Below are 13,883 nucleotides of genomic sequence, written 5' to 3'. Positions count from 1 at the left end.
TCCGACGCGCGCCCGTCGTGCCAACTTCCGAAATAGGGGTTTTTCCGGTCGCTTATCCGACGGTCCCGATTGCCGGCGTCCCTTGATAATCGCTGCATCTCGTTGTTCGTCCGTTTCGCGCGGGCGACTCGCGACGCGGCGGTGCAGGCAAGGAGTCGGCGATGGCCGAAGACAGCGATCTCGAAAAAACGGAACAGCCATCATCACGGCGCCTTGAACAGGCGCGTGAGGAAGGGCAGGTTCCGCAGTCGCGCGAGCTGTCGACCTTTCTCGTGCTGATCGCCGGCGTCAGCGGCCTGTGGCTGATGGGCGGCTGGATTTCCGAGCGCATCCTCGGCCTGTTGCGCCGCGGCTTCACGTTCGAGCGCGCGGTCGCGTTCGACCCGCAGTTGATGGTCAAGGACTTCGGCGACCTCTTCACCGAGGCGCTGCTGACGATGTTGCCGCTGTTCGGCATGCTGATGATCGCCGCGGTCGGCGCGCCGGTCCTGATCGGTGGTTTCGTGTTTTCGCCGAAGGCGCTGGGACTGAAGCTCGAGCGGATGGATCCGCTGAAGGGTCTGGGGCGGATGTTCTCCGTGCACGGCCTCGTCGAGCTGCTGAAGTCGGTGCTGAAGGCCGCCGTCGTCGGTGGCGTCGGCGCGTTCGCGGTGTGGCGCGAGCGCGAGCACATCTTCGCGCTGATGTTCGAGAACGTCGAAACGGCGGTGCCGGACTTCCTGCAGGCCGTGTTGTTTTCCGCGCTGCTGATCATCATGGGGCTCGCGATCCTCGCCCTGATCGACGTGCCGTTCCAGCTTTGGCAGTACCACAAGAAGCTGCGCATGACGAAGGAAGAGGTCAAGCGCGAGGCCAAGGAGCAGGAGGGCGATCCGCACGTCAAGGGGCGCATCCGCAGCATGCAGCGCGAGCTGGCGCGGCGCCGGATGATGGCCGAGGTGCCGAAGGCGGACGTCGTCGTCACGAACCCGACGCACTTTTCGGTCGCACTGAAGTACGACGCGAAGAAGATGAGCGCGCCGATCGTGATCGCGAAGGGCCGCGGCGAGATCGCGCTGAAGATCCGGGAACTCGCGAAGGAACACAAGGTGCCACTGCTCGAGGCGCCGCCGCTCGCGCGCGCGCTCTACAAGCACTGCGAGCTCGAGCAGGCGGTGCCGGGCGCGCTCTACACGGCGGTCGCCGAAGTCATGGCCTACGTGTATCAGCTCAACCAGTGGATGACCCAGGGCGGCCTGCCGCCCGCGGCGCCGGCGAAGCTGCCGGTGCCCGAAGACATGGACCCCGGCGCGCCCGATTGAAACCGCGGCCGCACGGAAAACGATAGAGACTAGCGATGCCCGAAACCCTGACCCTGCGCGCGCTGATGACGCCGGCCAACCTGCGGCTGCTCGGCGCGCCGATCTTCATCATCATGATCCTGTCCATGATGGTGCTGCCGTTGCCGGCATTCGCGCTCGACGTCTTCTTCACGTTCAACATCGCGATCTCCGTCATGGTGATGCTGGTCGCGATGTACACGAGGAAGCCGCTCGACTTCTCGGTGTTCCCGACGGTGCTGCTCGTGACGACGCTGCTGCGTCTCGCGCTCAACGTCGCCTCGACGCGGATCGTGCTGCTCGAAGGGCACAACGGCCCGGATGCCGCAGGCAAGGTCATCGAGGCGTTCGGGCACTTCCTCGTCGGCGGCAACACAGCGATCGGCATCGTCGTGTTCGTGATCCTCGTGATCATCAACTTCGTCGTGGTCACGAAGGGCGCCGGGCGGATCGCGGAAGTCAGCGCCCGTTTCACGCTCGACGCGATGCCGGGCAAGCAGATGGCGATCGACGCCGACCTCAATGCCGGCCTGATCGAGGAGGCCGAGGCGAAGCGCCGCAGGAAAGAGGTCGCGCAGGAGTCCGAGTTCTACGGCGCGATGGACGGTGCCTCGAAGTTCGTCCGCGGCGACGCGGTCGCCGGCATCCTGATCCTGCTGATCAACATCCTCGGCGGCTTCATGGTCGGCGTCGTGCAGCACGGGATGAGCGCGAGCACGGCGATGGAGACCTACACGCTGCTGACGATCGGCGACGGCCTCGTCGCGCAGATCCCGGCGCTCGTGATCTCGATCGCGGCCGGCCTCGTCGTCGCGCGCGTCGGCGACGAAGGCGACATCGGCGGCCTCGTCGTCGCGCAGGTGTTCTCGAACCCGCGCGTGCTGATGCTGACCGCGGGCATCATCGGGGTGCTCGGCCTGATTCCGGGCATGCCGAACCTCGTCTTCATCCTGATCGCGGGCGCGCTCGGCTGGTTCGCATGGAAGCGGATCGGCGCCGAGCAGCGCGAGGCGGCGGCCGCAGCGCAGGGGAAGCCCGAAACGGCCCCGCAGCCGGCGGCGGAAAACCTCGAAGCGAGCTGGAACGACGTCGCACCGGTGGACGTGCTCGGCCTCGAAGTGGGCTACCGGCTGATTCCGATGGTCGACAAGGGGCAGGATGGCGAGCTCCTGAAGCGCATCCGCGGCCTGCGCAAGAAGTTCGCGCAGGACGTCGGCTTCCTCGCCGCGCCGGTGCATATCCGCGACAACCTCGAACTGAAGCCGAACGCGTACCGCATCGCGTTGAAAGGCGTCGAGATCGGGGGCGGCGAGGCGTATCCCGGGCAGTTTCTCGCGATCAATCCGGGACGCGTCAGCGGTCCGCTCGCCGGCCGCGAGACGCGCGATCCGGCGTTCGACCTGCCGGCGTTCTGGATCGACATCGGCCAGCGCGAGCAGGCGCATGCGCTCGGCTACACGGTCGTCGATGCGAGCACCGTCGTCGCGACGCACCTGAACCACCTGATCCTGAACCACGCGGCGGAACTCCTCGGGCGCCAGGAGACGCAGGCGCTGCTCGACCATATCGGCAAGAGCGCGCCGAAGCTCGTCGAGGACCTCGTTCCGGCGCTGCTGCAGGTCGCGACCGTGCAGCGCGTGCTGCAGAACCTGCTCGACGAGGGCGTCAACATCCGTGACATGCGCACGATCATCGAGACGCTCGCGGAGAACGCGCCGCGCACGCAGGACCCGCTCGACCTCACGTCGCGCGTGCGCCAGGCGCTCGGCCGCTCGATTCTGCAGGGCCTGTTCCCGGGCAACGCCGAGATCCAGGTCATGACGCTCGAACCCGCGCTCGAACGCATCCTGATGCAGGCGATGGGCGGGGGCGGCGACGGCGGCGCGATCGAGCCGAGCCTCGCCGACGGCCTGCTGCGGCACACCGCCGAAGTCGCGCAGCGCCAGGAGGACATCGGCCTGCCGCCGGTGCTGCTCGTGCCGCCGCAGCTGCGCTGGCTGCTGTCGCGCTTCCTGCGCCGCGCGGTGCCGTCGCTGAAAGTCATCGCGAACTCCGAAGTGCCCGAGACGCGCACGATTCGCGTCACCAGCATGGTCGGCGCGGGCGCGAACTGAGCGCCGCAGGCGGGACGGAATAGACGGGGGAAACCCGGTTTATTCCGCGCAAGCGGGCCCGGGCCCGAACCGCATAATCGGACCAACGATGCGCCATGAGCGCCGCAGTCCGGAGAATCCACATGAACGTCAAGCGCTATTTCGCCCAAACCGCCCGCGACGCCCTGCGTGCCCTGAAGGCCGAGCTCGGAGCCGATGCGATCGTGCTGTCGAATCGCGCGGTCGAAGGCGGCGTCGAGATCCTCGCGCTGCCGGCCGACGCGGTCGGCGCGTTGCAGTCCGCGACGCGGGCTGCAGCCCCTGCGGCGGCACCGGCAACGCGGGCGGCGCAACCGGCCGCGCTCCCCGACATCGACGACGATTTTCACATCCGGCTGTCGACCCGTGCGCCGGCGCCGACGCGCCACGAGGTTCAGCGCCCGGTCGCGGCGCAGCCGGCGAGCCCGGTGATCCGACCGTTCAACCCGCCGCGGATGGAGACGCCGGATTACCTGATGCGTACGCGCGAGCGGGCTTCCGCGTTCGTGGAGGACGCCGCGAGCGACGCGTTGGCGGCGGCGACGCTGTCTCGCCATCCGCGCGTCACGGACGCCGTGCCGTCGCGGCCGGAAACCGCCGCCCCCGCCGCGCGGGAAACGCGCGAAGAGCGTGACGATCCGCGAATCCGCGACCTGCAGGAAGCGAACGCGAAGCTGATGGGCGAACTCGCCGGCATCCGCGAGCTGATCGAGCGCCAGTTGTCCGGCTTCGCGTGGGGCGAGACGCGCCGCAAGGCGCCGGCCCGCGCGGACACGGTCGGCGAACTGCTCGAAGCGGGCTTTTCCGGCGTGCTCGCGCGTCGCCTCGCCGACGTCGTCGGCGACGGCGCGAGCGCCGAGGAGGCGCGCGCGGCCGTTAAGGCGGCGCTCGCCCGCGAGCTGCGCTCGATGTCGTCCGACGCGGACATCATCGACCGCGGCGGCGTCTATGCGCTCGTCGGCCCGACCGGCGTCGGCAAGACGACGACGACGGCGAAGCTCGCGGCGCGCTGCGTCGTGCGCCACGGCGCCGAGAAGCTCGCGCTGATCACCACCGACGGCTACCGGATCGGCGCCCAGGAGCAACTGCGCATCTACGGCCGTATCCTCGGCGTGCCGGTGTTCTCGGTCCGTGACGGCGCCGACTTGCGTCAGACGCTCGCCGAGCTGCGCAACAAGCACATGGTGCTGATCGACACCATGGGCATGAGCCAGCGCGATCGCATGGTCGCCGAACAGGCCGCGATGCTGACCGGCGCCGGCAGCGTGCGCCGCCTGCTGCTGCTCAACGCGACCTGCCGCGGCGACACGCTCGCCGACGTCGTGCGCGCGTATCGCGGCCCGGATCTCGCCGGCTGCATCCTGACGAAGATCGACGAGGCGGCGTCGCTCGCCCCGGCGATCGACGTCGCCGTCACCAATGCGCTCGACGTGTACTACGTCGCGAACGGCCAGCGGGTGCCCGAGGACCTGCACCTGCCGAACCGTGCCTATCTGCTGCATCGCGCGCTGCGCGCGCAAACCGCCGACTCGCCGTGGAAACTCGAAGGCGAGGAAGCAGGGCTGATGCTCGCGGCGGGCGCGGGAGCCTGAAATGATCGACCCCCGCGAAGACCAGGCGGCAGGATTGCGGCGGCTCTTTCGCCGTGCGCCGCCGACCGTCGTGGCGCTGTACGCGACCGGACGCTCCCGCGCGTCGACCGCGCTGCTGGCCGCACACCGTATCGCGGGCCAGTCGAGGCCGGTGCTGCTGCTCGACGAGGCAGTCGGGGACGCGTCGCTCGCCGGCGCCCTCGGCCTGCCCGACGGACCCGATCTCCTCAGCGTGCTCGGCAGCCAGATCGGGTTGCGCGACGTGCTGCAGCCGGTGCCCGGGCTCGTCGGACGTGTCCCGGTCTCGGCCGCCGCGCTCGCGTTGCCGCTGCTCGACGAGGAGCGCCGCGCGCGGCTCGTCGGCACGCTGCGCGAGCTCAACCGGCGCGCCGCCTTCGTGCTGATCCACGCCGGCTCCGGCACGGCCGGCGATCCATCGCCGTTCGTTTTCGCCGCGCCGCGCCGGCTGATCGTCGCCGAAGCGAGCCGTTCCGGCGCGACCGAGGCGTACCGCGTGATCAAGCAGCTCGCCGCCGCGGGAGCCGGGTCGCTGCACGTCGCGGTCGCCAGGGCCCGCAGCCGCGACGAGGCGCGCGATTTCTTTGCCGCGCTCGGCCAGCTTGTCCGCCGCCATATCGGCGTGCCGCTCGCATGGCTCGGGGAAGCGGAGCGGGACGACCTCGCGGCCGGCCTCGACTGCGATGCGATGGAGTCGTCGCCCGGGGAAGCGGCCGCGGCGTTTCTGCGCCGGCTTGCCGCATTCGGCCAGCCGCGCGCACGAGGCGCGACGAATCGGGGAGTACAGCCATGATTGCAGCAACGTATTCGATGCGGCAGGACTGTGCCGAGGAAGGCCTCGTTCGCGGGCGCGGCGGGTCGCCCTCCGAAGGCGCGGCCGGGCGCAAGAAGCCACAGGCAGAGTGGATGTACGACGCGCAAGGCAATCCCGACCAGAATCACCTGGTGGAAACCTGCGCGCCGCTGGTGAAGCGGCTCGCCTATCACCTGATGGCGAAGCTGCCGGCGAGCGTGCAGATCGACGACGTGATCCAGAACGGCATGCTCGGCCTGCTCGATGCGATCAACCGTTTCGAGGACGGCCTCGGGGCGCAGTTCGAGACCTATGCGGTCCAGCGCATCCGCGGCGCGATGCTCGACGGGCTGCGCGAGAACGACTGGCTGCCGCGCAGCGCGAGGCGCGACATGCGCCGGATCGAAGGCGCGATCCACAGCCTCGAGCAGAAGAACGGCCGGCAGCCGACCGAAATCGAGCTGGCCGAGGCGCTCGACATGCCGCTCGCCGACTACCAGCGGATGCTGCAGGACGCCCGCGGCCATCAGCTGGTGCATTTCGAGGACTTCACCGACGAGAACGGCGAGGACTACTTCGAACGCCACCTCGGCGAGCACGAATCGAATCCCCTCGACCTGCTCGAACAAGCCGACACCCGCGCCGCACTCGTCCGCGCGATCGGCGACCTGCCCGAGCGCGAGAAGCTGATGATGGCGCTGTACTACGACGAGGAACTGAACCTGCGCGAAATCGGCGAAGTGCTCGGCGTGTCCGAGTCGCGCGTATGCCAGCTGCACAGTCAGGCGGTCGCGCGGTTGCGCGCGCGCGTCGTCGGCGCAGTCGCTGCGAAGGTGCCCGCCAGCGGGCCGCGCCGCGGCCGCCCGCCGAAGAAGCCGGCGGTCGCCTGAGGGCGGCGGAGTATCCGCAATGGACAAGACCAGCTTCATCGGCCTCACGCTCGGCGTCGCCGCGATCCTGCTCGGACAGGTGCTCGAGGGCGGCCACATTTCGTCGCTGATCCAGCCGACCGCGTTTCTGATCGTCATCGGCGGCACGCTCGGCGCGGTGATGCTGCAAAGCCCGCTGCGCGTGTTCCGCGACGGCGTGCGGATGACGAAGTGGGTGTTCGTGCCGCCGCCGTCGTCGCATGCCGAATTGATCGCGCTCGCGTCGGCGTGGAGCCACGCGGCGCGCAAGGAAGGGCTGCTCGCGCTCGAAACGCGCCTCCCGGCGCTGTCCGACCCGTTTGCGCGCAAGGGGCTGCAGCTCGTCGTCGATGGCGTGGAGCCGCAACGGCTGCGCGAAGTGCTCGAAGTCGAGATCGATGCGTGGGGTGCGCAGATGAAACAGGGCGCGAAGATCTGGGAAGCGGCCGGTGGCTACGCGCCGACGATCGGCATTCTCGGTGCCGTGATGGGCCTGATCCACGTAATGGAGAACCTGTCGGACCCGTCGAAGCTCGGCTCGGGCATCGCCGTCGCGTTCGTCGCGACGATCTACGGCGTCGGCTTCGCGAATCTCGTGTTCCTGCCGATCTCGAAGAAGCTGATGGCGCACGTCGCGACCGGCGTCTCGCAGCGCGAGATGCTCGTCGACGGGCTCGTCGGCATCGCGAACGGCGACAACCCGCGGATCATCGAGAACCGGATGCAGGGCTACGTGCCCTGATCCGAAGGTCTCCCGCGAGGGCCGACACTTATGGCGCGACGCCGCAACCACGAAGAAGAGCACGAGAATCACGAGCGCTGGCTCGTGTCCTACGCCGACTTCATCACGCTGCTGTTCGCGTTCTTCGTCGTGATGTACTCGCTGTCGTCGGTCAATGAAGGCAAGTACCGCGTGCTGTCCGAGTCGCTCGTCAGCGCCTTCCGCAGCGGCGCGATCGTGCCGGACGGCGCGCCCTCGGCACCGGCGGTCGTTCCCGCGGTCGCGCCGGTGCTCCCGCCCGCGCAGCAGCCCGTCGAGCGTGCCGCCGACGTTGCCCGGCGCGAGGCGGCGCTGCACCGGATGACGAACATGGCCGACGAGATCCGGCGAGTGCTCGCGCCGCTGACTCAGGGCGGGCAAGTCCGCGTGACCGAAGGCGCGCGCGGGATCAGCGTCGAGATCAACGCGAGCGTGCTGTTCGCGCCCGGCGACGCGGCGCTCGACCCGTCGGCAGTCGCTGCCCTGCGCGCTGTCGCCGACGTGCTCGCGCGAGCCGACTTCCCGATCACGATCGAGGGACATACCGACAACCTACCGATCAGCACGTCCCGCTTTCCGTCCAACTGGGAGCTCTCGGCCGTGCGTGCGTCGTCGGTCGTGCGGCTCTTCATCGAAGCGGGCGTCCGCGGCGCGTTGCTGACCGCGGCCGGCTACGGTGACCAGCGCCCGGTCACCGAGAACTACACGGAGGAAGGCCGCGCGCGCAATCGCCGCGTCACGATCCTCATCGAATCGATGCTCGGCGACCTGCCGCCGCGCGCTCCCGGCACCATCCCCCGCGACGATCCGATCCGCGCGATCCTCCCGCCCGCGGGCGACGCCTGAGCGCCGCGGCGTCAGCGCAGTGCCGTCGGCTTCAGTTTGATCGTGAGCGCGACGCCCTTGCGTGCGCGCCGGTGGACCAGCGTCGTGAGCTGCGCGGGTTTCACGTCGACACTCGCAGGCTTGTTGCCGCGGCCGATGCCTTCGACTTTGAGCACCGAGTCGTCGGCCGGCACCGCGATCGCGACGAGCCCCTCGTTGTCGTCGAGCGCCATGACGATGACGCCGCGGCCGCCGGCCTGCACTTTCATCTCGCTCCTCGGGAACACGAGGATGCGGCCGTTTTCCGACACTGCGGCGATCCGTTCGCCGGCGACGCGTGCGGGGGCGAGCACCCTCTCGCCCTTTTCGAGCGTCATGAACGCCTTGCCCGCGCGCTGGCGGCTCGTCGCGTCGGCGACGGTGCAGATGAAGCCGTAGCCCCCGGAGTTCGCGAACATCCAGCTCGATTCGGGCTCGGCCGAGACGACCTGCGCGAGCTTGCCGCCGTTCTGGAAGTCGACGAGCGTCGTGATCGGGGTGCCGTCGCCGCGGCCGCCCGGGAGATCCGACACGCGCACGGTGTAGGCGCGGCCTTGCGTGTCGATGACGACGAGGGGCCACGTCGTGCGCGTCTCGATGACCGCGAAGCCGAAGTCGCCCGCCTTGTAGGTGATCGCGGCGGCGTCGATGCCGTGGCCCTGGCGCGAGCGCACCCAGCCGTTCTTCGACACGATCACGGTGACCGGCTCGTCGGGTACGCTGAGCTCGGCCGGCGCGACGGCCGCGACGCTTTGGATCAGCGTGCGGCGGTCGTCGCCGTATTTCTTCGCGTCGTCGGCGATCTCCTTCAGGATCAGTTTCGTCATCGCCGGGCGGCTGTCGAGCAGGTGCTGCAGGCCCTCGCGCTCGGCCTTCAGCTCGGCGAGTTCCTTCTCGATCTTGAAGCCTTCGAGTCGCGCGAGCTGGCGCAGCCGGATCTCGAGAATGTCCTCGGCCTGGATCTCGGTGAGGCCGAACGCGGCGATCAGCGCCGGCTTCGGCTCGTCTGACTCGCGGATTACGCGGATCACTTCCTCGATGTGCAGGAACGCGATCATGCGGCCTTCGAGGATGTGCAGGCGCCGGTCGACCTCGTCGAGGCGGTGGCGCGTGCGCCGCTCGACCGTCACGTAACGGAAGTCGATCCACTCGCGCAGGATCTGCACGAGATTCTTCTGCTGCGGACGCCCGTCGCGGCCGATCATCGTCAGGTTCACCGACACCGAGCTTTCGAGGCTGGTGTGCGCGAGCAGCACCGACATGAACTCGTCGCGGCTCTGTCGCGACGAGCGCGGCTCGAGCACGATGCGCACCGGCGACTTGTCGCTCGATTCGTCGCGCACCGTCTCGAGCACGCCGAGCACGAGTTGCTTGAGGTTCTTCTGCTCCTGGCTGACGTCCTTCTTGCCGGCGCGTGGCTGCGGGTTTGTCAGCGTCTCGATCCCGGCGAGCACGCCGGCTGCCGACACGCCGTGCGGCAGCTCGTCAACAATCACGCGCCACTGGCCGCGCGCGAGCTCCTCGACGTGCCAGCGCGCGCGCATCCGCAGGCTGCCGCGCCCGCCGGAATAGGCGTCGCGGATCACGTCGGGCGACGAGATCAGCTGGCCGCCGCCGGGAAAATCCGGGCCCGGCAGCAGCGGCAGGATGTCGTCGAGGCCCGCGTCCGGGTGGCGGATCAGGTGGGTCGCCGCGTCCGCGACTTCGCGCAGGTTGTGCGGCGGGATCTCGGTCGCCATGCCGACCGCGATGCCGGACGCGCCGTTCAGCAGCACGAACGGCAGGCGCGCCGGCAGGAGTTGCGGCTCCTCGAAGGCGCCGTCGTAGTTCGGCACGAACTCGACGGTGCCGCGGTCGATTTCCGACAGCAGCAGCTCGGCGATCGGCGTCAGCCGACACTCCGTGTAACGCATCGCCGCCGCCGAGTCGCCGTCGCGCGAGCCGAAGTTGCCCTGGCCGTCGACGAGCGGATAGCGCAGCGAGAAATCCTGCGCGACGCGGACCATCGCGTCGTAGACGCTGGTGTCGCCGTGCGGATGGTATTTGCCGATGACATCGCCGACGACGCGCGCGGACTTGACGTGCTTGGAGGCCGCGTTGAGCCGCATCTCGCTCATCGCGTACAGGATGCGCCGCTGCACCGGCTTCATGCCATCCTCGACTTGCGGCAGCGCGCGCGACTTCACGACGCTCATCGCGTACGCGAGATAGGCGCGCTCGGCGTAGCGGTCGAGCGGCAGCGGGCCGTCGCCGGTCATGCCGTCGCCCGGGGCGGGCGGGGTCGGAGGCGAGGGCGGGGCGGCGTCGGCGGGCGCTTTCGGCGTGCCCGACGGGCCGAACAGATCGAGAGTGTCGTTGCTCATGAAAGACTTGGCATTGCAGCTTCGGGAGCGGGTGCGCCGGCTGCCGAAAATCGGTTATCGAACCGGCAATCCAGGACAAGCGTTCGCTTCGACCTAGTCGAAGAGCGGTAGCAAGGCTTGGACGAGCCTATCCCGGGAAAGCCGAAGGGCCAGCCCGAACGGTATCGGGTTGCCGCGTTAACAGCGGCGCATTGTACGCGACGCCTCCGCGGGAGGACGGGCGCTGTTCGCGTCGCGGCCGTTCACGAGGGGTTCCGGGCGAGCAGGAGTTCCACTGCCCGCGCGAAATCGTCGACGACGAGATCGGGCCGGATTGCAGGGTCCGCGTCGTCGCCCGCGCGATATTTGCCGGTGCGCACTAGGATCGCCGGGATGCCCGCAGCGAGCGCCGCGCCGACGTCGTCGTGGAGATCGTCGCCGATGACGACCGCGTCGGCCGGCGCGACGCGGAGCGTGGCGAGCGCCGTGTGGAAGAACGCGGCGGCGGGCTTGCCGACGATCTCGGCGTCGCGGCCGCTGCTGAATTCGAGGCCCGTGACGAACGCGCCCATGTCGAGCGACAGCCCGTCCTCCTCCATGAAATAGCGGTTCTTCGCCATCGCGATGAAGGGTTTCCCGTCCATCAGCAGGCGGAACGCGGCGTTGAGTTGCCGGTAGTCGAGAAACGGGCCCATGTCGCCGAGGACGACCGCGTCGGGCTGCGCCGCGCTCGGGCCCACCTCGGCGGCGAGGTCTGGATGCACGAGGTAGAGCGGATGCAGGCCGCGCTCGCGCACGAGCTGCAGGGCAGCCTGCGCGGCGGTCTGCACTTCGTCCTCGTCGATGTCGAAACCCATCCGGCGGAGCTTCTCGACGATCTTCCGGCGCGGCGTGCGCGTCGTGTTCGTCAGGAAACGCAGCGGCAGGTCCGCGGCGCGCAGCCTCGCGAGCGCCGCGACGGCGCCGTCGATCGCCTGGTCGCCAACGTGCAGTACGCCGGCGAGGTCGATCAGCGCGGCTTTCGGGCGCCTCATGGGGTTCGTCGCAGCAGTCATCGCGGCCTCCGTCGCCGGGATCGGATCTCCCATTTATAGGAGCCCGCGCAGTGCGCGGCCAAACGGGCGCGCCGTTCGCGCTGTCAGACGTCCGCCTCGACCGTGTCGCCCTTCGCCTCCATCCACGCGCGCCGGCCGGACGCTTCGCCCTTGCCCATCAGCAGCGTGAACATCTTCAGCGTGTCGTCGAGCGCGTCGGCGCGCACTTCCACCGGCAGCACGCGCCGCGTCGCGGGGTCCATCGTCGTCTCGCGCAGCTGGTCCGGGTTCATCTCGCCAAGACCCTTGAAGCGGCCGACTTCGATCGCGTCGGGCTTGAAGCCTTCCTTTTCAAGGCGGTCGCGGATCGCGGCGAGCTCGCCGTCGTCGAGCGCATACAGCCGCCGCGCCGGCCGCTTCTTGCCCTGCGCCGGCACGTCGATGCGGTACAGCGGCGGCTGCGCGACGTAGATGTGCCCGCGCGCGATCAGCTCCGGGAAGTGGCGGAAGAACAGCGTCAAGAGCAGCGTCTGGATGTGCGCGCCGTCGACGTCGGCGTCCGACATGATGACGACCTTGCCGTAGCGCAGGCCGGACAGATCCGGCTGGCTGCCGGCGGCGTGCGCGTCGACACCGAGCGCGACCGCGATGTCGTGGATCTCGGCGTTTGCGAGCAGACGGTCGGGGTCGATCTCCCACGCGTTCTGCACCTTGCCGCGCAGCGGCAGGATCGCCTGCGTCTCCTTGTTGCGCGCCATTTTCGCCGAGCCGCCGGCCGAGTCGCCCTCGACGAGGAAGAGCTCGTTGTCGGCGAGGTCCTCGGACTCGCAGTCCGAGAGCTTGCCCGGCAGCACCGCGACGCCCGAAGTCTTCTTCTTCTCGACCTTCTGCGCGCTCTTCTGGCGTGCGAGCGCCTGCTTGATCGACAGCTCCGCGATCGCGCGGCCGGCCTCGACGTGGTTGTTGAGCCAGATCTCGAACGGGTCGCGGATCATCGTCGACACGAGTTTCACCGCTTCGCGCGAGTTGAGCTTCTCCTTCACCTGGCCTTGGAACTGCGGATCGAGCAGGCGCGCCGACAGCACGAAGCTCATCCGCCCGGCGACGTCGTCCTGCTGCAGCTTCACGCCGCGCGGCAACAGCGCGTGATGCTCGATGAAGCTCTTCACGGCGTCGAACACGCCGGCGCGCAGGCCGCTTTCGTGGGTGCCGCCGGCGACCGTCGGGATCAGGTTCACGAAGGATTCGCTCGGCACCGCGTGCTCGAACCAGCCGAGCACCCAGGCGGCGCCTTCGCCGGGTGCGAACGTCGCGTCGTCGCGGTCGGCGTATTTCTCGGTGGCGAAAAGCGGGGCGACCGGCTCGATGTCGCCGGCCTGCTCGCGCAGGTAACCCGCGAGGCCTTCGGGGTAGGACCACGTCTTCGTCAGCACCGGTCCGGATGCCTGCTCGATGTCGAGGCGCACCGACACCCCCGACAGCAGCACCGCCTTCGAGCGCAGCAGCCGTTCGAGCTCCGTCTGCGGCACGCGCGGGTTGTCGAAGTACTTGCCGTCCGGCCACACGCGCACGCGCGTGCCGCTCTGCCGGCCGCAGTCGCCGATGACCGAAATCGGGCTGATCTTCTCGCCGCCATCGGAAAAGTCGATGTGATGGACTTTGCCGTCGCGCTTGACCTCGACTTCGACGCGCGTCGACAGCGCGTTCGTCACGGCGACGCCGACGCCGTGCAGACCGCCCGAGAACGCATAGGCGCCGTGGCCGTCGCGCTTGTCGAACTTGCCGCCGGCGTGCAGTCGCGTGTAGGCGAGAACGACGACCGGCACGCCTTCCTCGGGGTGCAAGCCGACCGGGATGCCGCGCCCGTCGTCGGCGACGCTGACCGAGCCGTCGAGGTGCAGCGTCACGTGGATCTTCTTCGCGAAGCCGCCGAGCGCCTCGTCGGCCGAGTTGTCGATGACTTCCTGGATGATGTGGGCAGGCGAGTCGGTGCGGGTGTACATGCCCGGCCGCTCGCGCACCGGTTCGAGCCCCTTCAGGACGCGGAACGAGGATTCGTCGTATTGCTTGGCTGTCATGGATGTCTGCGCTGCATGGCCGACACGGGAGGCGGCCGAGGGG

General features: G+C 69.2%; 10 protein-coding genes. 7 read left to right on the top strand and 3 right to left on the bottom strand.

The annotated features are described in order from the left end of the window. Positions 1-161: 161 nt before the first annotated feature. From flhB to motD, 7 genes are all read left to right on the top strand, one after another. Positions 162-1,301 (top strand): flagellar biosynthesis protein FlhB, encoded by a 1,140-nt coding sequence (gene flhB, locus V6M37_RS14555; RefSeq protein WP_332674498.1) that lies wholly within the window; start codon positions 162-164, stop codon positions 1,299-1,301. A gap of 35 nt (positions 1,302-1,336) precedes the next feature. Continuing rightward, entirely contained in the window at positions 1,337-3,433 is a 2,097-nt protein-coding gene (gene flhA / locus V6M37_RS14550) for a flagellar biosynthesis protein FlhA (protein ID WP_332674495.1), read from the top strand. A 122-nt stretch (positions 3,434-3,555) separates the two neighbouring features. Continuing rightward, positions 3,556-5,043 carry a flagellar biosynthesis protein FlhF gene (gene flhF, locus V6M37_RS14545; RefSeq protein WP_332674493.1) on the top strand — a complete coding sequence of 496 codons (1,488 nt, stop codon included), beginning with the start codon at positions 3,556-3,558 and terminating at the stop codon, positions 5,041-5,043. A 1-nt stretch (position 5,044) separates the two neighbouring features. Continuing rightward, positions 5,045-5,854 (top strand): MinD/ParA family ATP-binding protein, encoded by an 810-nt coding sequence (locus tag V6M37_RS14540; RefSeq protein ID WP_332674492.1) that lies wholly within the window; start codon positions 5,045-5,047, stop codon positions 5,852-5,854. A gap of 113 nt (positions 5,855-5,967) precedes the next feature. Continuing rightward, positions 5,968-6,744: an RNA polymerase sigma factor FliA gene (locus tag V6M37_RS14535; RefSeq protein ID WP_332674658.1), complete on the top strand. Its 777-nt coding sequence runs from the start codon at positions 5,968-5,970 to the stop codon at positions 6,742-6,744. Positions 6,745-6,763: 19 nt separating this feature from the next. After that, the gene (locus V6M37_RS14530; protein WP_332674490.1) at positions 6,764-7,504 is read left to right on the top strand and encodes a flagellar motor protein; all 741 of its coding nucleotides are present in this window, start codon (positions 6,764-6,766) and stop codon (positions 7,502-7,504) included. A gap of 30 nt (positions 7,505-7,534) precedes the next feature. Then, complete coding sequence (gene motD, locus V6M37_RS14525; RefSeq protein WP_332674487.1) at positions 7,535-8,368, top strand: flagellar motor protein MotD; 834 nt, start codon at positions 7,535-7,537, stop codon at positions 8,366-8,368. 11 nt (positions 8,369-8,379) lie between these two features. Here the strand turns inward: motD and parC are convergent, their stop codons facing one another. From parC to V6M37_RS14510, 3 genes are all read right to left on the bottom strand, one after another. Further along, the gene (gene parC, locus V6M37_RS14520) at positions 8,380-10,749 is read right to left on the bottom strand and encodes a DNA topoisomerase IV subunit A (RefSeq protein ID WP_332674485.1); all 2,370 of its coding nucleotides are present in this window, start codon (positions 10,747-10,749) and stop codon (positions 8,380-8,382) included. A 242-nt stretch (positions 10,750-10,991) separates the two neighbouring features. After that, positions 10,992-11,783 (bottom strand): TIGR01458 family HAD-type hydrolase, encoded by a 792-nt coding sequence (locus V6M37_RS14515; RefSeq protein ID WP_332674482.1) that lies wholly within the window; start codon positions 11,781-11,783, stop codon positions 10,992-10,994. 83 nt (positions 11,784-11,866) lie between these two features. Beyond that, the gene (locus V6M37_RS14510; RefSeq protein WP_332674480.1) at positions 11,867-13,840 is read right to left on the bottom strand and encodes a DNA topoisomerase IV subunit B; all 1,974 of its coding nucleotides are present in this window, start codon (positions 13,838-13,840) and stop codon (positions 11,867-11,869) included. Between the last annotated feature and the right edge of the window lie 43 nt (positions 13,841-13,883).

The sequence above is a fragment of the Aromatoleum sp. genome (genome assembly GCF_036675785.1).
In the GTDB taxonomy this organism is placed as follows: domain Bacteria; phylum Pseudomonadota; class Gammaproteobacteria; order Burkholderiales; family Rhodocyclaceae; genus Aromatoleum.
This window is presented reverse-complemented; position numbering and strand designations above follow the sequence as displayed.

Bases quoted from the DNA above. Each gene is read 5' to 3' on its own strand.
- flhB (WP_332674498.1), top strand. From the start codon at position 162: ATGGCCGAAGACAGCGATCTCGAAAAAACGGAACAGCCATCATCACGG.
- flhA (WP_332674495.1), top strand. From the start codon at position 1,337: ATGCCCGAAACCCTGACCCTGCGCGCGCTGATGACGCCGGCCAACCTG.
- flhF (WP_332674493.1), top strand. From the start codon at position 3,556: ATGAACGTCAAGCGCTATTTCGCCCAAACCGCCCGCGACGCCCTGCGT.
- V6M37_RS14540 (WP_332674492.1), top strand. From the start codon at position 5,045: ATGATCGACCCCCGCGAAGACCAGGCGGCAGGATTGCGGCGGCTCTTT.
- V6M37_RS14535 (WP_332674658.1), top strand. From the start codon at position 5,968: ATGTACGACGCGCAAGGCAATCCCGACCAGAATCACCTGGTGGAAACC.
- V6M37_RS14530 (WP_332674490.1), top strand. From the start codon at position 6,764: ATGGACAAGACCAGCTTCATCGGCCTCACGCTCGGCGTCGCCGCGATC.
- motD (WP_332674487.1), top strand. From the start codon at position 7,535: ATGGCGCGACGCCGCAACCACGAAGAAGAGCACGAGAATCACGAGCGC.
- parC (WP_332674485.1), bottom strand. From the start codon at position 10,749: ATGAGCAACGACACTCTCGATCTGTTCGGCCCGTCGGGCACGCCGAAA.
- V6M37_RS14515 (WP_332674482.1), bottom strand. From the start codon at position 11,783: ATGACTGCTGCGACGAACCCCATGAGGCGCCCGAAAGCCGCGCTGATC.
- V6M37_RS14510 (WP_332674480.1), bottom strand. From the start codon at position 13,840: ATGACAGCCAAGCAATACGACGAATCCTCGTTCCGCGTCCTGAAGGGG.